This window comes from Rhizobium leguminosarum bv. viciae (assembly GCF_012276115.1).
In the GTDB taxonomy this organism is placed as follows: domain Bacteria; phylum Pseudomonadota; class Alphaproteobacteria; order Rhizobiales; family Rhizobiaceae; genus Rhizobium; species Rhizobium leguminosarum_T.
Genome location: NZ_WIEU01000005.1, coordinates 35727 through 59757 on the forward strand (window position 1 = coordinate 35727; position 24031 = coordinate 59757).

27 protein-coding genes and 1 pseudogene are annotated in these 24031 nt (G+C 61.5%); 8 read left to right on the plus strand and 20 right to left on the minus strand.

Annotation, left to right across the window (positions count from 1 at the left end; genetic code table 11):
* Positions 1–63 precede the first annotated feature (63 nt).
* Positions 64–468, plus strand: a complete 405-nt coding sequence (locus GFM02_RS11155; protein ID WP_168321708.1) for a winged helix-turn-helix transcriptional regulator — start codon at positions 64–66, stop codon at positions 466–468.
* Here GFM02_RS11155 and GFM02_RS11160 read toward each other — a convergent pair.
* On the minus strand, positions 427–1671 hold the full coding sequence (locus GFM02_RS11160) for an MFS transporter (RefSeq protein WP_168321709.1): 1245 nt from the start codon (positions 1669–1671) through the stop codon (positions 427–429). The genes GFM02_RS11155 and GFM02_RS11160 overlap by 42 nt on opposite strands.
* A gap of 300 nt (positions 1672–1971) precedes the next feature.
* Here GFM02_RS11160 and GFM02_RS11165 point away from each other — a divergent pair, with 300 nt between their 5' ends.
* The gene (locus tag GFM02_RS11165) at positions 1972–2916 is read left to right on the plus strand and encodes a diacylglycerol/lipid kinase family protein (protein WP_168321710.1); all 945 of its coding nucleotides are present in this window, start codon (positions 1972–1974) and stop codon (positions 2914–2916) included.
* A gap of 50 nt (positions 2917–2966) precedes the next feature.
* On the opposite strand, the gene GFM02_RS11170 is transcribed toward GFM02_RS11165, so the two are convergent.
* Positions 2967–4319, minus strand: coding sequence for a glutamine synthetase family protein (locus GFM02_RS11170; protein WP_168321835.1), 1353 nt, complete (start codon positions 4317–4319; stop codon positions 2967–2969).
* An 82-nt stretch (positions 4320–4401) separates the two neighbouring features.
* Here GFM02_RS11170 and GFM02_RS11175 point away from each other — a divergent pair, with 82 nt between their 5' ends.
* Entirely contained in the window at positions 4402–5769 is a 1368-nt protein-coding gene (locus GFM02_RS11175) for an aspartate aminotransferase family protein (protein WP_168321711.1), read from the plus strand.
* A 6-nt stretch (positions 5770–5775) separates the two neighbouring features.
* Here GFM02_RS11175 and GFM02_RS11180 read toward each other — a convergent pair whose 3' ends face one another.
* The 4 genes from GFM02_RS11180 to GFM02_RS11195 form a co-directional block, all read right to left on the minus strand.
* Positions 5776–7260, minus strand: a complete 1485-nt coding sequence (locus tag GFM02_RS11180; RefSeq protein WP_168321712.1) for an ArnT family glycosyltransferase — start codon at positions 7258–7260, stop codon at positions 5776–5778.
* Between the two features lies 1 nt (position 7261).
* Positions 7262–8761 (minus strand): ArnT family glycosyltransferase, encoded by a 1500-nt coding sequence (locus GFM02_RS11185; RefSeq protein ID WP_168321713.1) that lies wholly within the window; start codon positions 8759–8761, stop codon positions 7262–7264.
* A gap of 12 nt (positions 8762–8773) precedes the next feature.
* Positions 8774–9790, minus strand: a complete 1017-nt coding sequence (locus tag GFM02_RS11190) for a glycosyltransferase family 2 protein (RefSeq protein WP_168286375.1) — start codon at positions 9788–9790, stop codon at positions 8774–8776.
* Positions 9791–9926: 136 nt separating this feature from the next.
* Positions 9927–11420: an ArnT family glycosyltransferase gene (locus GFM02_RS11195; protein WP_168321714.1), complete on the minus strand. Its 1494-nt coding sequence runs from the start codon at positions 11418–11420 to the stop codon at positions 9927–9929.
* Between the two features lie 184 nt (positions 11421–11604).
* Between GFM02_RS11195 and GFM02_RS11200 the strand changes: the two genes are divergently transcribed.
* The gene (locus GFM02_RS11200; protein WP_168321715.1) at positions 11605–12567 is read left to right on the plus strand and encodes a lysylphosphatidylglycerol synthase domain-containing protein; all 963 of its coding nucleotides are present in this window, start codon (positions 11605–11607) and stop codon (positions 12565–12567) included.
* Here the strand turns inward: GFM02_RS11200 and GFM02_RS11205 are convergent.
* The 4 genes from GFM02_RS11205 to GFM02_RS11220 are packed head-to-tail and all read right to left on the minus strand — an operon-like array spanning position 12538 to position 14874.
* The gene (locus tag GFM02_RS11205) at positions 12538–13776 is read right to left on the minus strand and encodes an RNA polymerase sigma factor (protein WP_168321716.1); all 1239 of its coding nucleotides are present in this window, start codon (positions 13774–13776) and stop codon (positions 12538–12540) included. The genes GFM02_RS11200 and GFM02_RS11205 overlap by 30 nt on opposite strands.
* 9 nt (positions 13777–13785) lie before the next feature.
* A complete protein-coding gene (locus tag GFM02_RS11210) occupies positions 13786–14145 on the minus strand; it encodes a YciI family protein (RefSeq protein ID WP_168321717.1) in 360 nt (119 codons plus the stop codon).
* Positions 14146–14147: 2 nt separating this feature from the next.
* A complete protein-coding gene (locus GFM02_RS11215) occupies positions 14148–14507 on the minus strand; it encodes a YciI family protein (RefSeq protein WP_168305159.1) in 360 nt (119 codons plus the stop codon).
* A 10-nt stretch (positions 14508–14517) separates the two neighbouring features.
* Positions 14518–14874, minus strand: a complete 357-nt coding sequence (locus GFM02_RS11220; protein ID WP_168321718.1) for a YciI family protein — start codon at positions 14872–14874, stop codon at positions 14518–14520.
* A gap of 257 nt (positions 14875–15131) precedes the next feature.
* Here GFM02_RS11220 and GFM02_RS11225 point away from each other — a divergent pair, with 257 nt between their 5' ends.
* Positions 15132–15350, plus strand: coding sequence for a hypothetical protein (locus GFM02_RS11225; RefSeq protein ID WP_168321719.1), 219 nt, complete (start codon positions 15132–15134; stop codon positions 15348–15350).
* Positions 15351–15359: 9 nt separating this feature from the next.
* Here GFM02_RS11225 and GFM02_RS11230 read toward each other — a convergent pair whose 3' ends face one another.
* The 5 genes and pseudogenes from GFM02_RS11230 to GFM02_RS11250 all read right to left on the minus strand — a co-directional run bounded on the left by GFM02_RS11230 (position 15360) and on the right by GFM02_RS11250 (position 18292).
* Positions 15360–16862 carry an AMP nucleosidase gene (locus tag GFM02_RS11230; protein ID WP_131665989.1) on the minus strand — a complete coding sequence of 501 codons (1503 nt, stop codon included), beginning with the start codon at positions 16860–16862 and terminating at the stop codon, positions 15360–15362.
* An 86-nt stretch (positions 16863–16948) separates the two neighbouring features.
* A complete protein-coding gene (locus tag GFM02_RS11235; protein ID WP_027665194.1) occupies positions 16949–17128 on the minus strand; it encodes a hypothetical protein in 180 nt (59 codons plus the stop codon).
* 187 nt (positions 17129–17315) lie between these two features.
* A pseudogene (locus GFM02_RS11240) lies at positions 17316–17612 on the minus strand (type II toxin-antitoxin system RelE/ParE family toxin).
* Positions 17609–17878: a CopG family ribbon-helix-helix protein gene (locus GFM02_RS11245; RefSeq protein WP_168321720.1), complete on the minus strand. Its 270-nt coding sequence runs from the start codon at positions 17876–17878 to the stop codon at positions 17609–17611. Before GFM02_RS11245 ends, GFM02_RS11240 begins: the two are co-directional and overlap by 4 nt.
* A gap of 75 nt (positions 17879–17953) precedes the next feature.
* On the minus strand, positions 17954–18292 hold the full coding sequence (locus GFM02_RS11250) for a DUF2147 domain-containing protein (RefSeq protein ID WP_168321721.1): 339 nt from the start codon (positions 18290–18292) through the stop codon (positions 17954–17956).
* A gap of 443 nt (positions 18293–18735) precedes the next feature.
* Between GFM02_RS11250 and GFM02_RS11255 the strand changes: the two genes are divergently transcribed.
* Complete coding sequence (locus GFM02_RS11255) at positions 18736–19005, plus strand: sel1 repeat family protein (protein WP_003546876.1); 270 nt, start codon at positions 18736–18738, stop codon at positions 19003–19005.
* 158 nt (positions 19006–19163) lie between these two features.
* Here the strand turns inward: GFM02_RS11255 and GFM02_RS11260 are convergent, their stop codons facing one another.
* The 3 genes from GFM02_RS11260 to GFM02_RS11270 all read right to left on the minus strand — a co-directional run bounded on the left by GFM02_RS11260 (position 19164) and on the right by GFM02_RS11270 (position 21449).
* Entirely contained in the window at positions 19164–20279 is a 1116-nt protein-coding gene (locus tag GFM02_RS11260) for a pyridoxal phosphate-dependent aminotransferase (RefSeq protein ID WP_168321722.1), read from the minus strand.
* Between the two features lie 113 nt (positions 20280–20392).
* The gene (locus GFM02_RS11265) at positions 20393–20794 is read right to left on the minus strand and encodes a hypothetical protein (protein WP_003546879.1); all 402 of its coding nucleotides are present in this window, start codon (positions 20792–20794) and stop codon (positions 20393–20395) included.
* Positions 20795–21014: 220 nt separating this feature from the next.
* A complete protein-coding gene (locus GFM02_RS11270; RefSeq protein ID WP_246792208.1) occupies positions 21015–21449 on the minus strand; it encodes a DUF2177 family protein in 435 nt (144 codons plus the stop codon).
* A 126-nt stretch (positions 21450–21575) separates the two neighbouring features.
* Here GFM02_RS11270 and GFM02_RS11275 point away from each other — a divergent pair, with 126 nt between their 5' ends.
* Positions 21576–22022 carry a host attachment protein gene (locus GFM02_RS11275; protein ID WP_026265109.1) on the plus strand — a complete coding sequence of 149 codons (447 nt, stop codon included), beginning with the start codon at positions 21576–21578 and terminating at the stop codon, positions 22020–22022.
* Positions 22023–22232: 210 nt separating this feature from the next.
* On the opposite strand, the gene GFM02_RS11280 is transcribed toward GFM02_RS11275, so the two are convergent.
* Entirely contained in the window at positions 22233–23099 is an 867-nt protein-coding gene (locus tag GFM02_RS11280; RefSeq protein ID WP_168305151.1) for a LysR family transcriptional regulator, read from the minus strand.
* 92 nt (positions 23100–23191) lie between these two features.
* Here GFM02_RS11280 and GFM02_RS35080 point away from each other — a divergent pair, with 92 nt between their 5' ends.
* Complete coding sequence (locus GFM02_RS35080) at positions 23192–23443, plus strand: hypothetical protein (protein ID WP_168321723.1); 252 nt, start codon at positions 23192–23194, stop codon at positions 23441–23443.
* Here the strand turns inward: GFM02_RS35080 and GFM02_RS11290 are convergent.
* Positions 23394–23726 (minus strand): hypothetical protein, encoded by a 333-nt coding sequence (locus GFM02_RS11290; protein ID WP_003558042.1) that lies wholly within the window; start codon positions 23724–23726, stop codon positions 23394–23396. The two genes, GFM02_RS35080 and GFM02_RS11290, sit on opposite strands and share 50 nt — an antisense overlap.
* Between the last annotated feature and the right edge of the window lie 305 nt (positions 23727–24031).

Here is a 24031-nt window from a genome sequence, read left to right on the forward strand (position 1 = left end):
CTAAGTTCTGACAACGCAAGAATGCACAAATTCTGTACGTAGTACCCAAAAGGATACCGTAAAATGTCATTGCCACGCGCCAAGCTCGTCCAGAATTTCCCCGGCTGCCCGGTCGAAGCGACGCTGACTTACCTCGACGGGAAGTGGAAGGGCGTGGTCCTCTTTCACCTGATGCAAGGAACCCTCCGCTTCAACGAATTGCGGCGTAAACTGCCGGCCGTGACCCAGCGCATGCTGACCAAGCAGCTGCGTGAACTGGAAGAATCCGGTCTGGTCTCACGCACCGTCTATCCGGTCGTGCCGCCGAGGGTCGAATATGCAATGACACCGCTCGGCATGACGCTGAAGCCCGTCATCCAGGCGTTGGCCGCCTGGGGTGACGATTATGTCTTCTGCAGCCCGGAAGGCCGCGAGTTGCGCCTGGCTTCAGACGGCCTGCGCGCTCCGATCGCGGCGCTCGAGGCGTAGCGAGGCTGCAAAGACGAACAGGCCGAGGAAGGACAGCGCCGCGCCGACATAGCCGGTCGCCGCAAAACCGTAGCCTCCGGCGATGACAAGGCCGCCGAGCCAGGCGCCGATCGCATTGGCGATGTTGAAGGCGGAATGGTTGGACGCGGCCGCAAGCGTCTGCGCATCGGCGGCGACATCCATCAGCCGCGTCTGCAGCGCCGGGCCGGCGGCAAAGCCGCAGCCCACGAGGAAGACGGAAAGCCCGAGCAAATAGGGATTGGCGGCGGTCAGCGAGAAGGTGGTCAGCACGACGATATTATAGACGAGCGACCCGCCGATCGTGCCGAGCAGCGATTTGTCGGCGAGCCACGAGCCGATGAAATTGCCCGCATTCATGCCGACGCCGAAGAGGACCAGCATGATCGGAACGGCTGCTTCCGGCAGCATCGCCACCTCAGTCGTCGTCGAGGCGATATAGCTGAACATTGCGAACATGCCGCCGTAGCCGACGGCGGCGATGCCGAGCGTCAGCCACACCTGCGGCCGGCGGAAGGCGCCGAGTTCGCGCAGGAAGCCCGCTTCCGCGGAAACCCTGTCCTTCGGAACGTTGAACCAGATCAGCGCTACCGTCAGCAGGCCGAGCACGCCGACCGAGAAAAACGCCACCTGCCAGTCGAGCGACTGGCCGAAGAAGGTCGTCAACGGCGTGCCGAGAAGTGTCGCAACGGTCAGGCCGAGCATGACGCGGCCAATAGCACGGGCGCGGCGATGCGCCGGCACCATCGAGGCGGCGACAAGGGCCGCGACGCCGAAATAGGCGCCGTGCGGCAGGCCGCTGACGAAACGCAGCAGCGTGAAGGTCTCGAAGGTCGGCGCCATGGCGCTCGATATATTGCCGGCGGCAAAGATCAGCATCAGCGTCAAAAGCAGCGTGCGCCGCGCCATCTTCGCGGCGAGTACCGCAATGACAGGTGCGCCGACGACGACGCCGAGCGCATAGGCGCTGATGACGTAGCCGGCCTGCGGCGTCGTGACCGAGAAAGTCTCGGCGACATTGGGCAGCAATCCCATGATTGCGAATTCGCCTGTGCCGATGCCGAAGCCGCCGCAGGCAAGCGCCAGTTGGACCAGCGCCACGGTCATTGCCGATGGCAGCGCTTCATCCTGGCTATCAATGGAGTTCCGGCTATCGACTGAAATATTGGCGGCAATCTCACTCACGAGAGCTCCTCGAGGCGGTTTCTGCTTGGCAACGGCCCCTGGCGCAGGCGCGGCCACGAGCCCGATCGTTGAAATGGCGGGAGGTGGAGAGCACGTCTCCGATACGCCATCTATCCGTGACCTCTCGGCCGCCGTCGAGTGCATTTTTTGCAGTGCAGCGTCCTGCTATGTGCATACGTCTATTGCAATTTTTGCATTTCTGCCCTTTGTCAGAAAAGAAGGCTGCGCTTGAAATCGCCGATGCCGCAACCATTTCAGGGGCAAGGCAGGAGCATTTCCGCGCCGGACACGGGAGCTCTTATGAAGCTTGTAGGCTTTTTCAATCGCGACGGTGGGACCTTCAAGACCACCGACATGCTGGCCTATGAAAAAAGGGCGGAGGCGGCTTTCCGCGAAGCGGGGCACGATTTCGACGCCATCGTCTTCTCAGGAAAGGAAATCGTTCCTGCCATGGAGCGGGCAGCCAAGCGCGACGATATCGACGGTATCGTCGCCGGCGGCGGCGACGGTACGATTTCGGCGGCGGCATCGATTGCCTGGAAGAACGGAATTGCGCTCGGCGTCGTGCCCGCCGGCACGATGAACCTCTTTGCCCGCTCGCTGCGTGTGCCGCTCGATATCTGGCAGGCGCTCGATGTGCTTGCCTCCGGCGAGATCGACAACGTCGATATTGCCAGCGCTAACGGTCGGCCCTTCATCCACCAGTTTTCCGCCGGCCTGCATGCCCGCATGGTGCGCTACCGCAACGCCTACAGCTATCGCTCCCGGCTGGGCAAGATGCGGGCGAGCACGAAGGCGGCTTTGGGCGTCATCTTCAATCCGCCGGAATTCGAGGTCGAGTTCGAGGCGGCCGGCATGCGCGAGCGCCGCAGGGTGTCGGCGATCTCAGTCTCCAACAATCCCTTCGGCGAGAACGCGCTGCTCTACGCCGATAATTTGAGAAGCGGCGAACTCGGCTTCTACACGGCAAAACCGTTGAAACCCCTCGGTGTCGCCCGTCTCGCCATCGACATGCTGCGCGGCAAGGTCCGCGAGAATGCCGATGTCATGGTGATGCACCCGGCCGAAGTGCACCTGCATTTTCCGAAACTGCGCTCCAAAGCCAATTGCGTCATGGACGGCGAACTGCTGCCGCTCGAACGCGACGTCTCGATCCGGCTGCATCCGGGCGAATTGAAGGTTCTCGTCAAGCAGGGTCTCGCCGCTCAAGTGAATGCGGACGAACGCCGCGAGCCCGCTGCGTAAGTCGGCCGCTGCGTAAGTCGGCCGCTGCGTAAGTCGGCCGCCGCGTAATTTCAGAGCCGCGGCAGATAGGTGCGGTAGTCGAAATCCGAAACGGTGCGCAGATGGGCAAGCGCTTCCTTGCGCTTGGTGTCGCCATAGAGCGCCTGATAACGCGCACCGAAGATATCGGCGATGAAGGGCGAGGTGCGGAAGGTGTCGACGGCGCTGAGGAAATCATGCGTCAGTCGCGCCGTATTCGCAGGCGTGTGCGAGGGCGTCGTCTCTTCGCCGGGGTCGAGTTCGCCATCGAGACCGGCGAGCATGCCGCCGAGGATCGCTGCCAGCAGCAGATAGGGATTGGCATCGGCGCCGGCGACGCGGTGTTCGATGCGTGCGGCCGGGCCATCCTTGTCGGGGATGCGGATCGCCGTGCCGCGATGGCCGCTGCCCCAGGTCAGATCCACAGGCGCAAACGAGCCCGGCTGGAAGCGGCGGTAGGAATTGGCGAAGGGAGCGAAAATCAGTTGCGCCGCGCGCATGGAGTCGAGCAGGCCTGATATCACCGATTTGAGCAGCTTCGGTTCGCCGCCCTTGGCATCGAGGATGTTACGGCCTTGCTCGTCGATGATGCTCGCATGCACATGCAGGCCGGAGCCGGCATGTTCGGAATAGGGCTTGGCCATGCAGGTCGATTTCAGCCCGTGCCGGCGCGCCGCCTGTTCGGCGATGCGCTTGAGATAGAGGCAATCGTCGGCGGCAGCCAGCGCGTCCGCGCGGTGCAGCAGGTTGACCTCGAACTGGCCCGGACCGAATTCTGCCGTCGTCGCATCCGCCGGCAGGTTCTGCGCCTTCGCATAGGCCCTCAGGGTCTGCAAATAGCCATCGAGCGCGTCGACGGCGCTCATGTCGTAGAGCTGGAAACCGTTCGGTTCGCCGCGATAGGTGAGGTTTTCGGGCGGGCAGGGGCGTCCGGTCTCGCGCCAGTCTCCGGACATCACGTAAAATTCCAGCTCGGTCGCGACGACGGGCGTCAGCCCGCGCGCCGTATAGCGCTCGACCACCGAAGCGAGGATGGCACGTGGATCCATGAAGCTCGGGCTGCCGTCGAATTCGTGCATGGTGGCGAGCACCTGCATCGAGCCCTCGGGCGCCCAGGGCATCGGCGCCAGGCTGCGCCGGTCGGGGATGACCTTGCCGTCAGGATCGCCGATCGTCAGCGACAGGCCGGTGATATCGTCATTATCGTCGCCCCAGATGTCGAGCGATTGCGTCGAGGTCGGCAGACGGATGTCGCCGGCCCAGACCTTGTCTTCGGCGCCGGGCGGAAGCTGCTTGCCGCGCAGGTCGCCGTTCATGCCGACGATCAGGATCTCGAAACGCGGGTCGTCGCCTTTCGTCTTGCCGTCCATCCTGTCGCTCGCCATGACCTTGAAAATCCTCCGGGACAAGGCCAAGCTCCTATCCCATCGACATCAGCCTTTCAATCCGCGAGGGTCTTTACCAATCATGCCCGATACTTACCCACCCTCGAACCTTGCCGCGATCGACGCCGCGCACCACCTGCATCCCTTCGCCGACATGAAGAAGCTGAATGCCGAGGGCGCGCGTATCATCCAGCGCGGTGAGGGCGTCTACATCTTCGACAATCACGGCAGGAAATATCTCGATGGCTTCGCCGGCCTCTGGTGCGTCAATATTGGCTATGGCCGCCGGGAGATCGCCGATGCCGCCACCAGGCAGATGAACGAGCTGCCCTATTACAACACCTTCTTCGGCACGACCTCGACGCCGGCGACGCTGCTTGCGCAGAAGGTCACCTCCCATGCCGGGGAACGGTTCAACCATATCTTCTTCACCGGCTCCGGCTCGGAGGCGAACGACACCTGGTTCCGCATGGCCCGGGTCTACTGGAGCGCCATCGGCAAGCCGTCGAAGAAGATCGTCATATCGAGGAAGAACGGCTATCACGGTTCGACCGTCGCCGGCGCCAGCCTCGGCGGCATGAAGTACATGCATGAGCAGGGCGACCTGCCGATCCCGGGCATCGTCCATATCGGCCAGCCCTATTGGTATGGCGAGGGCGGCGATCTCTCACCCGCTGAATTCGGTCTCAAGGTTGCCCGCGAGCTCGAAGCGAAGATCGACGAACTCGGCGAGGAGAACGTCGCCGCCTTCGTCGCCGAGCCGGTGCAGGGCGCTGCCGGCGTCATCATCCCGCCCGAGACCTACTGGCCGGAGATCGACCGCATCTGCAAGGCGCGCAATATCCTGCTGGTGACCGACGAGGTGATCTGCGGATTCGGCCGACTGGGCGCGTGGTTCGGCCACCACTATTTCGGCGTCGAGCCCGATCTGGCGCCGATCGCCAAAGGGCTTTCCTCCGGCTACCTGCCAATCGGCGGCGTGCTCGTCAGCGACCGCATCGCCGATGTGCTAATCAACGAGGTCGGCGACTTCAACCACGGCTTCACCTATTCCGGCCACCCGGTCTGCGCTGCCGCAGCCCTCGAAAACCTGCGGATCATCGAGGAGGAAAGACTGGTCGAACGCGTGCGCGACGATATCGGCCCCTATTTCGGCAGGGCCTGGGCAGCGCTGGCAGACCATGATCTGGTCGGCGAAGCCGTCAGCATCGGCCTGATGGGCGGACTGCAGCTTGCCGCCGAGAAGAGCACGCGCACTCGTTATGCCAAGCCCGATCAGGTCGGTGCGTTGGTGCGCAACCACGCGCTGGCGAACGGTCTGGTGCTGCGCGCCACCGGCGACCGCATGCTCGCCTCGCCGCCGCTCGTCATCAGTCACGCCGAGGTGGACGAGATGGCGAGGATTACCAGGCTGGCGCTGGATTTGGCCTGGAAGGAGCTGAAACCCTGATTGCGCTCAGCCAGGCTGATTGACCCAGGCATAGCCGAAACGGTAGCGGTCGTCGCCGCGCCCATAGACATAGGGCACGTCGATCACCGACGCCTCAGGTGCGGACGTGCCGAGATTGGCCTGCAGCCATTCAGCCATATCAGGCGGCAGCGCTTCGCTTCCGCCCTTGGGGAGGAGCCACACGAGGAGAAGCGGTCGTCGGCTGGAGAGATCCGGGTTGAAGCCTGGATAATCCACCGAGAGGACCGGCACGCCGGGAATATCCTGCCTGAGATTGCCGGCAAGCAGGCTGTCGCCGGCAAGGATCGCGGCCGGTTCGGCCTGTTTGCGCAAGGTTTCCAGCATGCCGGCATAGGGCCTGTTCAGCCGCTCGTAATGACCGGTAAAGCGCGCAGTCGCAACGCTCCCGTAAAGGGCCGCCGGCACGCCGATCATGATGACGGCGAGGATGGGTATAAAACGCCGGAACGCTCTGTCTGTCGTGACGCCTGCTGCCTCGATCTTCAGGCAGAAATAGAGCGGTAGGATGAAGAGCATCGGCACCAGCCAGCGATCCTTGATGCCGGCAGCACCCCCGAAGACGATCAGAAACAGAATGCCGGCCAAGAAGACGAGCATCATCCGCTCGAGAAGCCGCGTCCATTCCGAGCCGGAGGCGAGCGCCGGACGAAGGCCCTTGCCGAAGACGATCGCAAACACCGCCACGGTCAATGCGGCAAAGCTGATGGTGGCGACAGCGAGCGAGCTCACGCCCATGGCGACCTGCGTGAGATAACTCGCATCGCCGCTCGCGGTCATCTTCTCCAGGGTGCGTGCGGTGGCGAAATCGAGATTATCCTTCAGCCAGAACAGATGCGGCAGGGTGATGACGAGCGCCACCGCCGCCGTCAGCGCCAGCCGCCAGTCGAAGATCCGCGGCCGCAGGCGCGCATCCGAAAGCGCGGCGATCAGGGCTGCCGCCGGCAGGATCGCGAAATTATACTTGGCAAGCAGGCCGAAACCGATGCCGATGCCTGCGATCAGATAGGAGGCAAGGCTCGGCTGCTTCAGGCTGCGGATAAAGCCGTAGAAGAAGATGCTGGCCGAGAAGAACACCGCGACCGTGTGCGTAAGGTCGCGCTGCATCTCGAAAGCCATCTGCGGGATCGTCAGCAGGCCGAGCGTGGCGATCGCCACCAGCGCCTTGTCGCGCAGGATAAGCCGCGCGGTCAGGCCGTAGAGCACGTAGGAGCTGAACAGCAGAAGGTTCTTCACGATAGAAAGCGCGGTCAGCGAGACGCCGGCAAACCGGAAGACGGTGTATTGCAGCCAGTTGTAGAAGGGCGGCTGCGGGCCGTAGCCGGCGGCAAGCCATTGCGAGCGGAAGGCCTGTTCGGCCTCGTCGAGATCGAGCGAATGCGAGGTTGCGAGCCGCACGCCGACCTGAAGCGCGAAATAGGCTGCCAGCAGAACGAAGATCCAACTGATGTCGCGACGGCTGCTCTCGGTCATTCTATTTGATCCCCGGCCGAACCCAGGCGTAGCCGAGCGCGAAATTGTCGCCCTGCCGGCCGAAATAATAGGGAAGCGAGAGCGAGCCGATCTCCTGCAACGCGATATCAGCCGCCGTCAGCGCCGATGAAAACCGCTCCGGCATCACCGCGTCGGCAGTCGTCGCCGTCTTCTTGCCGCGCCAGACGATCAGCACCGGCCCCTTGGCCTCGGCATAGGCCGGAATGCCCTGTGCCGGAAAATCCGGGATCACCACCGGCACATCGGGAAATTGCAGCCGCATGTTTCCGCCAATATAGGTGTCGGAAGCGATCACCAGCGCCGGTTGCGCCTGTCGCGTCATCTCGCGCGAAAAACCCGCCATCGGCACATTCGGCCGGCTGTAGGCGCCGATCAGCCCGGCACCGACGACGCGGAAGCCGAGTGCGATCAGCACGCAGGCCATCAGCACCGGCGCGACCTGCCGGAAGCGGCGTAGCCCGGCGGAAAGGTCGAGCCCGGCCGCCTGCATTTTCGCCAGGAAATGGATCGGCAGCACCAGCAGGAAGGGGTCGAGCCAGCGCTCGCGCACCGTGGTGGAGCCGGTCAACAGCACGATCAGAACGATGCCGGCAAGACTTGCGAGCATCATCCGCTCCATCATCCCAGTCCAGCGGTTGCCCGCCGAAAGAGCCCGGACAAAATCCCGGCGGAAGGTGACGGCGAAGATCACCACCGGCAGCGCCGCAAAGGCGATGATGGCGACGAGAAAGGCGAGAAGGCCTTTGCCGATCCGCACGGCGCCGGCGGGTTCGCTGCCGGCGGCCATCTTGACCAGAGTGTCGGAGGAGGCGAATGCGAGATTGCCCTGCAGCCAGATCGCGTGCGGCAGGATGATGACGAGCGCAACAGTGATCGCCGCCAGCATGCGCCAGTCGAGCGCCCGGCGCCGCCATTCGGCATCGGGCAGGATGGCGATCAAGGCGACGACAGGCATCAGCGCGAAATTATATTTCGAGATCAGCCCGATGCCGGTCGCAAGCCCGAGCAGCAGGTAGCTCGCCATATCGGGCTGGTCGAGCGTGCGGAAGAAGCCGTAGAGAAACAGCGAGCTGGCAAAGAGCAGCGCCGTCGTGTGGGTCAGATCCTGCTGGGCCATGTAGGAGACCTGAGGCAGGGTGATCAGCGCCAGCATGCCGACGGCGGCAAGCGCCTCGTCCTTCAGCGCGCGCCGCCCGGCAAGGCCATAGAAGAGATAGGACAGGAACAGCAGGATGTTTTTCGGAACGATCAGCGCGCCGATCGACATGCCCGTCACCGAAACGACGGCATATTGCATCCAGTTGTAGAAGGGCGGCTGCGGGCCGTAGCCCGCCAGCAGATATTGCGAGAAGAAGGATTGCTCCGCCTCGTCGAGCTCCAGCGAATGCGGAAGCACGATGCGCAGCACGATGTTGAGCACGAAATAGGCTGCAAGCAGCAGGCCCGCGGTTTTGATCGTCCTCGTCGCGCGCTCCAGCATCGTGCTGCCGGCTTAGGCTTGGCTTTGATCGTCGAAGATCTGCCGCACGATGTAATTCGGAGAGGCATCGTCGCGGTAATAGGTGCGCGCGATCATTTCCGCCAGGATGCCGGTGGTGATCATCTGCACCGACGACAGCAGAAGTACCACGCCGACCATCAGCATCGGTCGCGTGCCGATGTCGTTGCCCAGGATGAATTTGTCGAAGCCGAGATAGAGCAGGATCAGCATGGCGAGCGCGCCGAGGCCTAGGCCTAGCGAACCGAAGAAATGCCCCGGCCGCGCCTTGTAGCGCATGAAGAACATCACCGACAGCAGATCGAGGATGACGCGGAAGGTGCGCGAAATGCCGTATTTCGAAACGCCGTGCTCGCGTGCGTGGTGGGTGACGGCCATCTCGCCGATTCGCGAGCTCGGGACGACACCGGCGACCCAGGCGGGGATGAAGCGGTGCATCTCGCCCATCAGCTTCACCTGCCTGATGATCGAGGCACGGTAGATCTTCAGGCTGCAGCCGTAATCATGCAGCTTGACGCCGGTGATGCGGCCGATCAGGTAGTTGGCGCACCAGGAGGGGATCTTGCGCAGGAACAGACCGTCCTTGCGGTTCTTGCGCCAGCCGACCAAGAGGTCGAGTTCACGCCGTTCCAGCTCGGAGACCATCGAAGGAATGTCCTTCGGGTCGTTCTGCAGGTCGCCGTCCATCGTCGCGATCAGGCGGCCACGGGCAGTATCGATGCCGGCCTGCATGGCGGCTGTCTGGCCGAAGTTGCGCTGCAACTCGACGATCCTAAGCGTCAGCCCCTCGCGTCCGACGAACTTGCGGGCGTTGACGAGTGTCGCATCCGTGCTGCCGTCGTCGACGAGGATCAGCTCCCAGCGATGGGGGTAGCTGAGCATCGCAGCCGCGACACGCTCGACAAGCGGGCCGACGCTTTGCTCTTCGTTGAAAATGGGCACGACCAGCGACAGTTCGAGCGATTGTACCGGATCATTCGTACCGCGAATGGGCTCTACGGTTGTCTGCAACTTTCATCTCCAAAAGGCCGGACGGCCGAGCAATCTTTAATGCCGCCGCCGCACTTGCGGAAGGCTACTACATGAAGTGTCCGCCGGTTGCCAGCGGGCAATGCCGATTCCCGCAATCGGCTGATCTGCCGGGGCGCTATTTCGCGCCGCCATCCACCCAGGAGTAACCAATGGAGAAGCTGCGTTTGCCGTCACCGAAGAGATAGGGCAGCGTCAGCGTCTTCAACTCTTGCAGATGAATGCCCGATCTCACGAGGTCATTGGCGAAGCCGGGGGAAATTGTTGGATCATCTGCGGTCTCGCCGCGCCAGATAACCAGCACCGGCCCCTTCGCGTCCGCATATTCTGGAACTCCGGGACCGGGAAAGAACGGGATCACGACGGGAATATCGGGAAACTCCAGCCGCATGTTGCCGGCAACGAACTTGGTTCCCGCCACGATGAGAACCGGCTTGCGGGTCGCGGTCAATTCAGCCACGTAGCCGGAAAAGGGTACGTTCGTTCTCGTATAAGGGCCGATATATTGAATGCCGACGATCCGGAAAAGAAGGATCGACAGGATGACGACCATGAAGACCGGCACCACGGGCCGGAAGCGGGCAAGACCGGCGGAAAGATCGAGGTCTGCGGTTTCCAGTTTCAGGAACAGATAGATCAGCAGGACGAGCAGGCATGGGTCGAGCCAACGCTCGTGGATATCGCTCGCGCCGGCGAAGAGGACCACGCCGACGAAGGCGAGCAGGCTGATGACCATCATCCGCTCGATCACCCGGATCATCGGGCTGGTAGCGGAGAGCGCGCGAAAGAAGTCGCGCCGGAAGGCGGCCGCGATGAGAACGATCGGCAGTGCGACGAAGCCTAGGACGGCGATAACCAGAGACAGCAGCCCTTGCCCGATGCGGGGCAGGCCGGCCGGGGCCAGGTCTTCGGCGGTCATCCGCTCCAGCGTCGGCGCAGACGCGCTGACGAGATTGTCAGGCAGCCAGAGCGCATGCGGCAGCACGATCAGAATGGCGAGCACGGCCGCCGGCAGCAAACGCCAGTCGATGAGACGGCTGCGCCATTCCCGCTCCGGCAGTACGGCGATGAGGGCGGCAAATGGCAGGATGACGAAATTATACTTCGAGATGAGCCCGATGCCGGTGGCGATGCCGATGACAAGATAGCTCCAGATCATCGGCTGGCGCAGCGTGCGGAAAAAACCAAAGAGGAAGAGCGAGGTCGCAAACAGCAGAGCAACCGTATGGGTCAGTTCGCGTTGCGCCATCAGTCCGACCTGCGGCAGGGTAATCAGGCTCAGCATGGCGACGGCTGCGAGCGAACGGTTCTTCAGTACCTCGCGGGCAGCAAGCCCGTAGAAGAGATAGCAGCCGAAGAGAATGATGTTCTTCGGCACAGAGAGCACCCACATCGATATGCCTGTCACCGAAACGATGGCATATTGGATCCAGTTGTAGAAGGGCGGCTGCGGACCGTAGCCGGCAAGCAGGTATTGCGAGTAGAAGGATTGTTCCGCCTCGTCGAGATCGAGCGTATGAGGCAATGCGATGCGGAGCGCGATGTTCAGCAGGAAATAGACTGCCAGAAACAGGCTTGCGCTCGTAATGCTTCTGGTAATGCGCTTCAACATCGATCTCCAAGTCAGGCCGGCAAGGCGTCGTTATTTTTCGGTCGTCCTGGGGGATCGTCGGCCTTAAGGCGATATCGCCGCCGTCGCCGTCAACTCCGCCGTTGTGCGCAACCTTCATTTCTCCTAAAACGCCTGGCGACGGAACCGAGGCCCATGCCGACGCCAAGCGAGGAATGCCTACTACATGAAGAGTTCGATCGTTGAAAGCCGGCAATCCTGGTTTATGCGCAATCGCATGACCGTTCTGACGGTCGTCATCGTCGCAGCCTATGGCCTCTTCATCCAATGGTTCTGGGGTTGGCCCGTCATCATCAGCCAATGGGCCGATGTCGGCGCGGGTCCCGTGATCGCTGCGCTCGTACTGCTGACGAGCACCTATTTCCTGCGCACATGGCGCATCTACGATTATTTTCCGAAGGAAACGGCCGGCCGGTTTGCGACCCTCTTCCGCGTCACGCAGATCCATAATCTGCTGAACATCATGCTGCCTTTCCGAACCGGCGAAACCAGCTTTCCGCTGTTGATGCGCACCGAATTCGGCATTCCGCTGACGCGCGGGACCTCGGCGCTGTTCGTCATGCGGCTGCTCGACCTGCACGCGCTTCTGGCGGCTGCTGGCATCGGCTTTGCCATTGCTGCCACAGATGCGGCCGTCGCCTGGTCGCTTTGGGCAATCTTCCTGCTGCTGCCGGTGGCAGCTTTCGCCGCGCGCAAGCCGCTGTTGCGAGTTGCCGCCAAGCTGCTGCCTGCGAAGGCGCAGAAATTCGTCGCCGAGATCGAAAACGGCTTGCCGCTCGATGCCGTCGCCTTTGCGCGTGCCTGGGCGATGACCATCGTCAACTGGCTGGTGAAGGTGATGGTGCTCGCATGGGCGCTCGGCCTGATGGGCGTGCTGCCGATGGCGGCAAGCTTCGGCGGCGCGCTCGGCGGCGAACTCTCCTCCGTGCTGCCGATGCATGCGCCAGGCGGCGTCGGCACCTATCCGGCCGGCATCACCGCCGGCGCCATCGCATTGGGCGCCTCCAGCGAGCGGCTGGCCCTTGCCGCGCTGGCACAGGCGAGCGTCAATGCCCACTTGCTGATCATTGTCTCGGCGCTGACGGGAACTGCGATCTCACTACCGCTCGGACGTCGTGGCAAGCTCTGAAATCCGCTTTCTCAGAAACGCCTGCTCCGGCTCCTGCCGGCAGAGCGACAGCGCCGTTTGATAGGCCGCGATCGCCTCTTGCCTCCGGCCGAGACGGCGCAGGAAATCGGCGCGCGCCGAATGGACGAGGTGATAGGCCTGCAGCTCCCGGCGTCCCAGAATGTTATCGATCAGGTCCAGCCCCTTCGCTGGCCCTTCGGCCATCGCAATCGCCACGGCGCGGTTGAGCTCGACGATCGGAGAGGGCTGCGCCGCCAGCAGCAGATCGTAATAGAAGGCGATCCGCCGCCAGTCGGTCTCTTCGGCAGCCGGCGCCTTGGCATGTTCGGCGGCGATCGCCGCCTGCAGCGTATAGGTGCCGATCTCTCCGGCTTCCATCGCCGCGGCGAGCAGCGCCAGGCCTTCCGTAATCTTCGCATGATCCCAGAGCGAGCGGTCCTGATCGGCAAGCAGCACCAGCGATCCGTCTCCGACGCGGCGGGCGGTGCGGCGGGAATCCTGCAGCAGCATCAAGGCCAGCAGGCCGGAGACGTCGGGATGCGGCAGCAGCGCCAGAAGCAGTCGCGCCAGACGGATCGCTTCTGCGGTCAGGTCGGCGCGGACCACCTCATCGCCCGAAGAGGCCGAATAGCCCTCGTTGAAGACGAGGTAGATGACGTGCAGCACCCGGTCTAGCCGCGGCGGCAGCGCCTCGCGGCCCGGCACCTCGTAGGGGATCTTCGCCGCCCGGATCCTGCCTTTGGCGCGCACGATCCGCTGGGCCACCGTCGGCGCCGGAATGAGGAAGGCATGGGCGATCTCTTCGGTGGTCAGTCCGCAGATTTCCCTCAGCGCCATCGCCATCTGCGCATCGGCCGGGATGAGCGGATGGCAGCAGGTGAAGATCAGCCGCAGCATGTCGTCCTCGATCGGTTCCATGTCGCCGATCTCCGTTGCATCGGGCGTGTAGAGGCTGTCCTCGATATGATGCTGCGAAGCATCGAAACGCGCCCGCCGTCGGATCGTGTCGATCGCCTTGAAACGCCCTGTCGAAACGAGCCAGGCGAAGGGATTGCCGGGAATGCCGTCCGTCGGCCATGTCCGGGCGGCGGCGGCAAACGCGTCGTGAAGCGCCTCCTCCGCCCGGTCGAAATCGCCGAGCAGACGGATCAGCGTCGCCAGCACCCGGCGCGATTGAGTTCGGTAGATTTCTTCGATGATGCTTTCCAATCAGGCTCCTCAGTCTGGCAGGGTCAGCGGCCGCACGGGCCTCAGTTCGACCGCGCCGTAACGGGCCGACGGGATTCGCCCGGCGATCTCTTTGGCCTTGACCATGTCGGGCGCCTCGATGACGTAGAAGCCGGCCAGATGCTCCTTCGTTTCGACATAGGGACCGTCCGTGGCGGAGAGCGTGTTGTTGCGAACGCGCAGCACGGTCGCCGTGTCAGGCATCTCCAAGGCATCGGAGTGGATCATGATGCCTTCGCGGCTCAGCTCCTCATCGAAAGCGAAATGCGCTTTGATAAGTTCGGCGGTTTCATCAGGCGTCAGCGTTCCGTCCGTGTCGGTGCTGTTATAAATCAGGCAGATGTACCGCATCGCTATTTCCCATCCTCAATGGAGTAAGTCGGGCGCACTTCGATCGAGCAATATTTGAGGATCGGAAAACTCGACACGATCGTCCTCGCCTCCTCGATAGTCTCTGCTTCGATCAGCAAAAAACCGCCGAGGTGCTCTTTGATTTCGGCAAATGGGCCATCGGTCGCAAAGGCTTCGCCATTGCGCAGGCGGACCGTGATCGCCGTTGACGGGTCATGCAAGGCGAGCGCCACCAGCAGATGGCCGCTCTCGCGCCAGCGATTGTCGCTGGTGATGCATTCCTGTGTGAGCGCATCCCATTCGGTCTGAGGGACCAGCTTGCTTTTTTCCGTGTCGAACCAGATCTGGCATAGAAATTTCATTGGTCTCTCCTCATTTAGCTTCGAATTCGTGGATTGGCCGCACCTCGATCGCGCCGAGGCTGGCGAGCGGGATGCCCGCGGCAATGCGGATCGCTTCGTTGAGATCCTTGGCCTCGATCAGGATGAAGCCGCCGAGCGCCTCCTTCGTCTCGGCGAAGGGACCGTCCGTCACCGACATCTCGCCATTGCGCACCCGTACGGTCACCGCCGATTTCGGCGGCTGTAGCGCCTGGGCGACGATCATATGCCCGCTTTCGACGAGGTCCTTGTCATAGTTCAAGGAATTAGTGTCGAGTTCGGTCTTCTGCTCCTGTGTCATGGCGTCGAGCACCCCGCCATCGAACCAGACCTGACAGAGATATTTCATCGCGGCAGCCTCCTTGCTCTGTTCCCATAAACATGGACGAACGACCTGCATGCATTTCGACAGCGCCGCGAAAAAAATTTGTGCGGACGAGGTGTCGAAATCGCAAGGCAGCGCTCGACAAGAGCATGTCGCGCAAAAGTGTGCAGCGGTTTTGCGATAACGACATGCGTAAAAACAAGAACCTAAAGCGCGAGGAGCGAATCTGAAAGATCGCGACGCGCTTTAGGCTTCATCGAAACCCGTCGAGGAGAATGGAAATGAGCATTCTTGAAATCGCTCTGGCAAGCCAGATCTGGGCACGTCGCCACGAGAAGCGTCAGCTGGTAGTACTCGACGATGCCGATGCGCTGAAGGCTCTGCTGCGCATCGCTTTCGTCGTGGTGGCCTTCACCTTGCTGATATCAGGGCTGAATCTTGCCGCCGGTAGGCCGCAGATGCTGGCCGAGGGCTCTGCGCCTGTCACGACGGGCAGATGAGGAAACGGCCTATTGGAAGGCCGTTTCGAAGAAGCTGCGCAGCTTGCGTGAATGCAGCGCTTCCTTCGGCATGGCGGCAAGCTTCTGGACGGCACGGATGCCGATCTGCAGGTGTTGGTTGACCTGCGTGCGGTAGAAGGCCGTTGCCATGCCCGGCAGCTTCAATTCGCCGTGCAGCGGCTTGTCGGAGACGCAGAGCAGCGTGCCATAGGGCACGCGGAAGCGGAAGCCGTTGGCGGCGATCGTTGCCGATTCCATGTCGAGCGCGATCGCGCGCGCCTGGGAGAGCCGCTTCACCGGCCCGCGCTGGTCGCGCAGTTCCCAGTTGCGGTTGTCGATCGTGCCGACGGTACCGGTCCGCATGATGCGCTTCAGCTCGAAACCTTCATAGCCGGTGATTTCGGCCACGGCTGCTTCGAGCGCCACCTGCACTTCGGCCAGCGCCGGGATCGGTACCCAGACCGGCAGGTCGTCGTCGAGGACATGGTCCTCACGCATATAGGCATGGGCGAGAACATAGTCGCCGAGCCGCTGGCTGTTGCGAAGACCGGCGCAGTGGCCGAGCATTAGCCAAGCATGCGGGCGCAGCACGGCGACATGGTCGGTGATCGTCTTGGCGTTGGAGGGGCCGACGCCGATATTGATCATGGTGATCCCGGCATGGCCCTTCTTCTTCAGATGGTAGGCCGGCATTTGCGGCAGGCGGGTGAGGGTGGCATCCGTTTCCGGCGCGTTCGAGCCGGGCAGGGTGACGACATTGCCGGGCTCGACGAAGGCGGTATAGCCGTCGCCGCCCTCCGCCATCAGCTTGCGCGCCCAACTGCAGAATTCGTCGATATAGAACTGGTAGTTGGTGAACAGCACGAAATTCTGGAAATGCTCGGCATGCGTCGCCGTATAATGCGACAGCCGGGCGAGCGAATAGTCGATGCGTTGCGCGGTGAACGGCGCCAGCGGCGAGGGCTCTCCCGGCGGCGGGATATATTCGCCGTTGGCGATCTCGTCGTCGGTGGTGTTGAGGTCGGGCGTGTCGAAGATATCGCGCATCGGAACGTCGACGAAGGCGTTGGTCGAAGCTTCCACATGCGCACCCTCGCCGAAAGCGAAGTGCAAGGGGATCGGCGTCGCAGATTCCGAGACGATCACAGGCACATTGTGGCTCTTCATCAAGAGTGCCAGTTGCTCCTTCAAGTAATGCTTGAAGAGTTTCGGCCGGGTGACGGTCGTCGTGTAGATGCCGGGTGCCGTGACATGACCGTAGGAAAGCCGCGAATCGACATGGCCGAAGCTTGTCGTCTCGATGCTGACCTGCGGATAAAATGCGCGGTAGCGCGAGGAGATCGGAGCGCCCTGCGCAAGTTCGCTGAAACTCTCGATCAGGAACGCCGTGTTGCGCTCGTAAAGCGCTGTCAGCGTCTCGACCGCCTTGGCGGGATCATCGAAGCTCTGAGGCTGGAAAGGCGGTGGAGAGGATATGTCGAGGGGCGACAAAAGGGAGATTCGTTTGTTCATGACGCATTATAGAGAGTTGTTCTTGACAAGCAAACGACGCGCGCCGGCGGAATTCGATTTTTATCTCCTTCCGTGTCTGATGCCAGTCACCTCACCGCGGGCGCGCAGAAGCTGCCGTTTCTCTCCAGACAGGTATAGCTCGCCCCGAAATGCGACTGTGCACCGCCGCCACCCTCATGCACCACGACTGCCGAAAACGTGATCGCAAAGATCGCCGCAAATAGCGTGATGATGCTGAGGCGTCTTGCCATAATATAGTGGTCCATTGCCTTGTCCCCGATACGCAACTCTATCGTGAGAAGAGTTTTGGCATGCGACGGCTGAACGAGTGCTGAGATACCGGTTCATCAGCCGTTCAGCTTGCCGGGCGGGCTCGGGCCGACCGCCAAGGGGCTTCGAGGCATGGATGATGGCTGCGCAGGTGCGTTACGATACGCTTATAAGTTGGCTCGGCTATTCTTCGGCCGGCCAATCCCGCGCGGTATGGATCACACGCAAGATGACGACGCTTTCGCGCCCCGCGATCGACCGCAGCTCATAGGAAATTATGTAGGAGAGCCGGGTGAGGGATTTTTCATAAGTGCCAGTTATTCGTCCTGGCCGACCGGTTGCAAATTCGCCAAGTTTCTTGCCGGCATCCTCGATGGCGTCCACGACCCTTTCGGCCGCATCGGGGTTGTCCTTTGCGATGTAACGCAGAATTTCCAGATTATCCTGATGTGCTTCCTTCGATCAAAGAACCGGCCTCATCCGCGCGGGCTCTTCCTACGCTTGGCATCCTCGATGACCTTACGCATTTCGGCGACAGCCTGCTCGTGCGGTATAACGCATCCAGCTTCCGCATCAGCCATGCCGCGCTTGATACCCTCGATGATTTCAAGCTCGCGCTCCACATAGGTCGCTACGGCCTCGCCGGCGAGGAATGATTTGCTGCGTTGCGTGTCGGCCGCAATCCTGTCGAGCTTTTCTTTTACGTCGGGGCGGACCCGAATTGTCATGGTCGTGCTGCCGGCCATTTCGAAAACTCCTGTGTTGAGCTGTGTACACTCTAACACATCTCGGCCGTTGCCTGCTGTCCGCCCCGCGTTCTCTCAAAGCCGCGTCCAGGTCTGAGACTTGCAGAGGATCTTCATCACGCAGCCCTGCATCCTCAGCGAATTGCCGGAAACCTTGCCTGAGCCGCTATAGGTCTTCTCGGCGGCTGGGTCGGTGATCTCGCCGGCATAGCTGCCGCCGGTTCCCGCAAGCGTGCCGATCTTCCGGCCGGCATATTTACCGCTCTTCAGTGTCACGCAGTAACTGCCGCCGCAGGATGCGATCACCGCCGTATCGCCGGCAGCCGTCTTCCAGTTGCCGACGATCGGCTCCTCGGCATGCGCAATACCTGCGATCACTGTTATGGCGCCGGCGAGAACGAAGCTGCGGATCATCTTTTCCTCCATGATGTCCTTGATCGCCGCGAAAATAACTGACGCGAACGTAAAGGTAAACAGGGTCAATCGCTATCATGCTGACTGGCTGAAAAACGCGAGAAAAAGCCGTGCGGCGAGCTTTCAAAGATATCGCCTGCTGATTTCATGATGAACGATCCGTTTATTTTCAAATCTGAATCTTTCGTAAAATCCGCTCGAAAATCCTTAATTCGCAGGGAGTCCGATGTTTAACGAAAATCCAATTTTACCAAGTGTTTGCACTTTGTTTGTCTCAAATTAATCATGCATTTTAGCCGTTTTTTGAAAGCCGTTTGGCATAGTGAACCCATCAAACGAGCGGGGCAAACCCGCCGGACCGGAAGGGCCGCAAGCCGCAACAGACGGCAAGGCCTAGAGGTAAAACAGGGTCAGTCATAAACAGGCTAACAGGGATAAAACCGATGGCACGCTTTGAAATGCACAATGCTGAAACGGCCACCATGGGTGGCGACAACAACAGCGCCGATGTCTTCTGCGAAATGGGTCTGATGTATGCGACCGGCCGCGGCTGCGAAGTCGATCTCGTCGCAGCCCACAAATGGCTGAACATCGCCGCAATCAAGGGCAACGACCGCGCCGCCGAGCTTCGCGCCGACGTGGCCGCCGCCATGGACAAGATGCAGCTCGCAGCAGCGCTGCGCGCCGCCCGCGAGTGGATGACGGTTCACTAGAACAGGATGATTTTAGGCCGCTTCGGCGTCTTCGATCAGGAATTCGACAAGAGCAGCAATAACAACCTCAAAAAGAGGGACTGGCGGGGCGCTTTGGACGGGGCCGACGCCGGGAGAGCGGAACCGCGACCGGATCCCACCGGCCGCGGTTCTTCGTTTTATCGGCTGATCTGTTCCAGCACCTGCGGCAACGCTTCTTCGAGAAGCGCCATATCCGCCTCCGGCCCGACGCTGACGCGAATGCAGCGATTGAGCGGCGCCACGCCAGGCATGCGGATGAAAACCCCGCGCTCCATCAATCCGTCGACGACCGCCCTGGCATAAGTGCCGTCGCGGCCAGCGTCGATCGCCACGAAATTCGTCGCCGAGGGCAGCGGTTGGAGGCCGTTCGCCCGGGCAATACCGCCGATCCGCTCCCGGCCCGCATGGATTTTTCCGACCACCTCGACGAGATAGGCCTGGTCCTTCAGCGCCGCGAGCGCTGCTGCCGTCGCCAGCCGGTTCATGCCGAAATGATTGCGGATCTTGTCGAAGGCCTGCGCCGTACCTGCCGTCGAGATCGCGTAGCCGGTGCGTGAGCCGGCAAGTCCGTAAGCCTTGGAGAAGGTGCGGGTGCGAATGACGTTCGGCAGCTCGATGAGCGAGGAGATCGACGGCAGCGACCCTGCCGGCCCCGTCTCGCTATAGGCCTCGTCGAGCACCATCAGCGTCGTCTCGGGCAGCGCACGGGCGAAAGCGGCGATGCTGTCGGCATCCCACCAGCTTCCCATCGGATTGTCAGGATTGGCGAAATAGACAAGTGGCGCATTCTCGCGTTTCACCGCATCGAGCAGCCCGTCGAGATCCTCGCGGTCGTTTGCGTAGGGAACGGTCACCAGCCGGCCGCCGAAACCGGCGACATGGAAATTGAAGGTCGGATAGGCGCCGAGCGAGGTAACGACGGGCGCGCCCGGTTCGATCACCAGCCGGACGATCTGGCCGAGCAATTCGTCGATGCCGCTGCCGATGGCGATATTGGCGGCCGAGACGCCGAGATGGGCGGCAAGCGCTTCCCGGAGCGCGAAATTCTCCGGATCATTGTATTTCCAGATATTGCCGGCCTCCTCGCGCATCGCTGCAAAGACAGAAGCGGCTGGGCCGAAGCCGTTCTCATTGGCGCCGATGCGCGCCGAAACGGCAAGTCCGCGCTGGCGCTCGATCGCCTCGGGGCCGACGAAGGGAACTGTGGAGGGCAGGGCGCTGGCAAGAGGTGTGAAGCGCGAAAAGGCGGACATGCGAAGGCAGCTTCCCGGACATATTGACAATCGGCGAAACAATAGGCCCGGGCACGGCCAACGCAAGCAAGATTATTTCCGCAACGGCAGCGCCGCGCGTGTCGCCGGCCTGTTTACGCGCGGAAGATCGGCGCACGCCGGGCGTCGATCGCTTCCATGTTGCCGATCATGAAATCGGTGCGGACGACGCGGCGCAGAACCTCGGGGTCCATGATGTTGATGAACCGCACGCCGATGCGTTCTTTATGGCGGTAGACCTCGGCGCAGCCGATCCGGTAGGCGAGGCCGAGAATGTTGAGATAATAATGTTTCGGCAGACCGGCGGTGGTCGATACGATGAAGGTGGCGCCGCCCTGCGAGATATCGATGATCTCGGCGCTTCGCATCGACACGCCGGTCAGGCACGGGCGGACAGCGACGATGCGGGCGGGTCTCTTGACGTTGAACTCTTCCCAGCGCAGGTCGTAGACGGCGGATTTGACCGTAGCAAGGTGTGTAGCGCGGAGCATAGTCATTCACATTCTCCGTCAGACAGTGCACATTTGGGGTCTTGATCACGAGCAAGCTGGTCTTGATCTCATTCAAGCCGGGGTCTTGCTCCAACCAAGGTCACATGAATGTTTTGCACATTCGTCAAATATAAAATTACAATTTTAACGAGTTTAAACTTTGTTCCCAAGCGGGACGCCCGATGTCCATTTTCGGGACGCGGGCTTTCATCTCCAGGCTCCCGTTTCAGCCAAAAAATCTGACAGCGAAATATCTACCGGCGGCAGTCAGCACCGTCAGAGCCGTGCCCCAGGCCATGTCGACCAGGCTCATGGCGAGCGGCCGGTTGCGAAGCGTGGCGAGATTGGTGATGTCATAAGTGCCATAGGCCGCCAGTCCCAGAATGGCACCGTGGAGAACGCCGTGGCGATAGAGCCCGCCGACAGCGCTGGCAGCACGGCAACACACCACTGCGGCGGCGAAGAACAGGTAGAACAGTGCGCCGACCGCCAGATTGGGCGAGGGCAGCATCAGCACTCCCAACTGGTCGCGGTAGAAGTTGCGGGCGATGAGGCCGAGCCATATCCCGTCGCAGATGAGAAGAGTGAGAAAGGTGCCGGCATAGGCAAACAGCGCTGTCTTCGTCGTCAATTTACCGAGCTTGGCCTTTCTGCGCAGCAAGGGTCGGCCGGATCGCCGCCCCGTTCGATTTCGGCGCAATTTTCCCGAACTCTTTCAATGGCCGAGCGTTGTGCCTTGATCGATGAAGCACGGCGCGCTTCGAATGACGACAGCGAGGAGTTGAAGATGACCGACGTCAAAATCCCTTGGAAATCATGGGTCGTGGTCTGCAACGGAGCCAAGGCTCTGATCATGCAGAATGCCGGCGATGCCCAGCTGATGAAGCTGAAGGTGCTGGAAACTCTAACGCAGCCGAGCGAGCCAGACCGCGAGATCGGCACCGACAAGCCTGGCCGCAGCCATGCCGCCGATGGCTTCAGCCGCAGTGCTGTCGAGGAGACCAACTGGCAGGATCAGGCCGAAGCCCAATTCTTGAAACAGGTCGCGGAAAGGCTGGATGAGCTGGCGCAGGAAAAGGATGTCCGCCGCATCGTCCTCGTTGCGCCGCCGAAAGCACTCGGCACGCTGCGGCCGGCGCTCAGCGCCGATACGCAAGCAGCGATCTCCGTGGAATTGGCGAAGGACTATACCAATATGCCTGTCGATGAGATCGAGCGGCATCTCGCTGCCTGAACCGTTAGAGCAATTCCAGGAAAAGTGTGAAGCGGTTTTCCGTCCGGAATTGCGAAGAACCAGTAGAGCAATTCCAGGAAAAGTGTGAAGCGGTTTTCTGTCCGGAATTGCGTAAAAACAGAAGGCTAGAGCGGTTATGCGCTTCCCGTGAAGCTGAACCGCTCTAGCCCAATCTGAGGGAACGCGGGTCGAAAGGCCCGCGTTTTCGCGTCATGCGGACGGTTTCTGCCCGGCAAACAGATCTTCATGATCGGCAAAGAGCGCCGCCAGGCGGTCGATGACGATCCTGACTTCCGGCCGTTGCCGCTCGTCGTCATGCGCAACGATCCACATGTCGTAGGTCAGTTCGTCGATGACAGGCCCGGCGCGGACGAGCCTGCGCTCCTGATCGCCGATGAAACAGGGGAGCACGCCGCGGCCGGCACCGCCGCGGATGAGGTAGAAGAGCATATGCGGCGTGTTCGTCCAGCTGGTGATCCAGGAATCCGGCTGTTCGAACGTCCATTTATCCGCCGGCGTGATGGCGGTATCTGTGCCGAGCGAGATCCAGTTGCAGTTTTTGTCGTCATAGCCGGCCGCCTGATAAGCCGCATGCGCCACCTTGACCGAACGGCGGATCGCGACGTTGCCGCTCTCCGGCCGGCTGTGGCGAATGGCGATATGCGCCTCGCGATAGGTGAAATCGACGCTCGCATCGCAGGTCTTGTAGCACATGCGGAAACTGTCCTTCGGCGTCCAGACGCTTGCCAGATGGTCGGCGACGAAGCGCGAGGTCCAGCTGTCGGCGGCCGTCGAGACGATCGGCAGTGTCAGCACCTCGCCGCGCCAGTCGGAGATCGCACGCGCCGCATCCTGCATCAGCCGGACGCGATCGAGCAGCTCCTGCCCGTCCTTGGCGAGCAGATAACCGGTGGGGCCGCGGCTGAAGAGCGAGCGGCCGGTCACCCGTTCGAGCGCCAGCATGCGCCGGCCGATCGTCGGTGCGCTGAGCCCCGTGCGCGTCGCCGCCGCCGAAAGCCCGCCGCCGGTCGCAACATAAAAGAAAAGCTGCAGGTCGTCCCAGCTCGCATCTTTCATGGATGAAAACCCCCTTTCCCCAGCGCCTCTACATCGGAAGGCCGCGAAAGCTTAGCTCAAATGCCTGAGCCAAATAGATGGAGAATGCAGCAATGGATCTCAACTGGGTTGTTCTCTTTAGGGAAATCGAAATCGGCAATCGCCGGATCTGCCATGATCCCTTGGCCGATCCACTCGAGCGTCCGGAATGGCGCGGATTTCTCTGGGCCGTTTCGATCATCGCGCGTCTTGTCGCAAGACGGGGTGCAGAAACAAGGGTGCCGTGCCGCGATGAATCGCGGATCGGGAAAAGCCTCAGGTTTCGAAGTTCAATCGCAACACGTGGTGCAGGAATTCCGGATTGATCAGCATGTTGAAGCTGATCGTCACCAATTCGCCTTCACGCTTGACCACGGTCGCACCGATCTCGTCATGGATGCCGAGGATTTCGAGGAAGAAATGGCTCGGCATTTCCAGGTTCGGGCTGACTTCGAGCAATGCGCCGGCAAGCGTGATCGTGCGGATCAGGCAGCGCACCTGCGTTCCGGTGCTGAGGTGATGGCCGACGAAGATGATGTTGCCGGGCCTGTCGAGGTTGAATTCCCTGTAAGCACGTTCCGGCTTGGGGTGTTCTGTGTCGAGGTGCATCTGAAAGGCCCTTTTAGCCTCCGCTTGTAATACGACAGGATATTAGCCGAAGAATGCTGACATTTGCTGAAGAACACCGTTAAGATTGAATGCTTATGTGAAAGCCGCGGGAAAATCGCACCGATTTCGTGCAGATTTGCTCCAAAGCTGCGCATTCCTGAAGCAGATGCGCCATTCTTGACATGTCGGTGGCGTTCGCGCATACAAAGGCCGGTTCGAGGCACCGGCCGCTCGCGGATGAAAATCCATGGTGAAGTCCTCGCGATCATGGTCACGGCCCTTTGTGCATGCTGACTGGCGGCAAT

Bases quoted from the DNA above. Each gene is read 5' to 3' on its own strand.
- GFM02_RS11155 (WP_168321708.1), top strand. From the start codon at position 64: ATGTCATTGCCACGCGCCAAGCTCGTCCAGAATTTCCCCGGCTGCCCG.
- GFM02_RS11165 (WP_168321710.1), top strand. From the start codon at position 1,972: ATGAAGCTTGTAGGCTTTTTCAATCGCGACGGTGGGACCTTCAAGACC.
- GFM02_RS11170 (WP_168321835.1), bottom strand. From the start codon at position 4,319: ATGGCGAGCGACAGGATGGACGGCAAGACGAAAGGCGACGACCCGCGT.
- GFM02_RS11175 (WP_168321711.1), top strand. From the start codon at position 4,402: ATGCCCGATACTTACCCACCCTCGAACCTTGCCGCGATCGACGCCGCG.
- GFM02_RS11180 (WP_168321712.1), bottom strand. From the start codon at position 7,260: ATGACCGAGAGCAGCCGTCGCGACATCAGTTGGATCTTCGTTCTGCTG.
- GFM02_RS11185 (WP_168321713.1), bottom strand. From the start codon at position 8,761: ATGCTGGAGCGCGCGACGAGGACGATCAAAACCGCGGGCCTGCTGCTT.
- GFM02_RS11195 (WP_168321714.1), bottom strand. From the start codon at position 11,420: ATGTTGAAGCGCATTACCAGAAGCATTACGAGCGCAAGCCTGTTTCTG.
- GFM02_RS11200 (WP_168321715.1), top strand. From the start codon at position 11,605: ATGAAGAGTTCGATCGTTGAAAGCCGGCAATCCTGGTTTATGCGCAAT.
- GFM02_RS11210 (WP_168321717.1), bottom strand. From the start codon at position 14,145: ATGCGGTACATCTGCCTGATTTATAACAGCACCGACACGGACGGAACG.
- GFM02_RS11215 (WP_168305159.1), bottom strand. From the start codon at position 14,507: ATGAAATTTCTATGCCAGATCTGGTTCGACACGGAAAAAAGCAAGCTG.
- GFM02_RS11220 (WP_168321718.1), bottom strand. From the start codon at position 14,874: ATGAAATATCTCTGTCAGGTCTGGTTCGATGGCGGGGTGCTCGACGCC.
- GFM02_RS11225 (WP_168321719.1), top strand. From the start codon at position 15,132: ATGAGCATTCTTGAAATCGCTCTGGCAAGCCAGATCTGGGCACGTCGC.
- GFM02_RS11230 (WP_131665989.1), bottom strand. From the start codon at position 16,862: ATGAACAAACGAATCTCCCTTTTGTCGCCCCTCGACATATCCTCTCCA.
- GFM02_RS11235 (WP_027665194.1), bottom strand. From the start codon at position 17,128: ATGGACCACTATATTATGGCAAGACGCCTCAGCATCATCACGCTATTT.
- GFM02_RS11245 (WP_168321720.1), bottom strand. From the start codon at position 17,878: ATGGCCGGCAGCACGACCATGACAATTCGGGTCCGCCCCGACGTAAAA.
- GFM02_RS11250 (WP_168321721.1), bottom strand. From the start codon at position 18,292: ATGATCCGCAGCTTCGTTCTCGCCGGCGCCATAACAGTGATCGCAGGT.
- GFM02_RS11255 (WP_003546876.1), top strand. From the start codon at position 18,736: ATGGCACGCTTTGAAATGCACAATGCTGAAACGGCCACCATGGGTGGC.
- GFM02_RS11260 (WP_168321722.1), bottom strand. From the start codon at position 20,279: ATGTCCGCCTTTTCGCGCTTCACACCTCTTGCCAGCGCCCTGCCCTCC.
- GFM02_RS11265 (WP_003546879.1), bottom strand. From the start codon at position 20,794: ATGACTATGCTCCGCGCTACACACCTTGCTACGGTCAAATCCGCCGTC.
- GFM02_RS11275 (WP_026265109.1), top strand. From the start codon at position 21,576: ATGACCGACGTCAAAATCCCTTGGAAATCATGGGTCGTGGTCTGCAAC.
- GFM02_RS11280 (WP_168305151.1), bottom strand. From the start codon at position 23,099: ATGAAAGATGCGAGCTGGGACGACCTGCAGCTTTTCTTTTATGTTGCG.
- GFM02_RS35080 (WP_168321723.1), top strand. From the start codon at position 23,192: ATGGATCTCAACTGGGTTGTTCTCTTTAGGGAAATCGAAATCGGCAAT.
- GFM02_RS11290 (WP_003558042.1), bottom strand. From the start codon at position 23,726: ATGCACCTCGACACAGAACACCCCAAGCCGGAACGTGCTTACAGGGAA.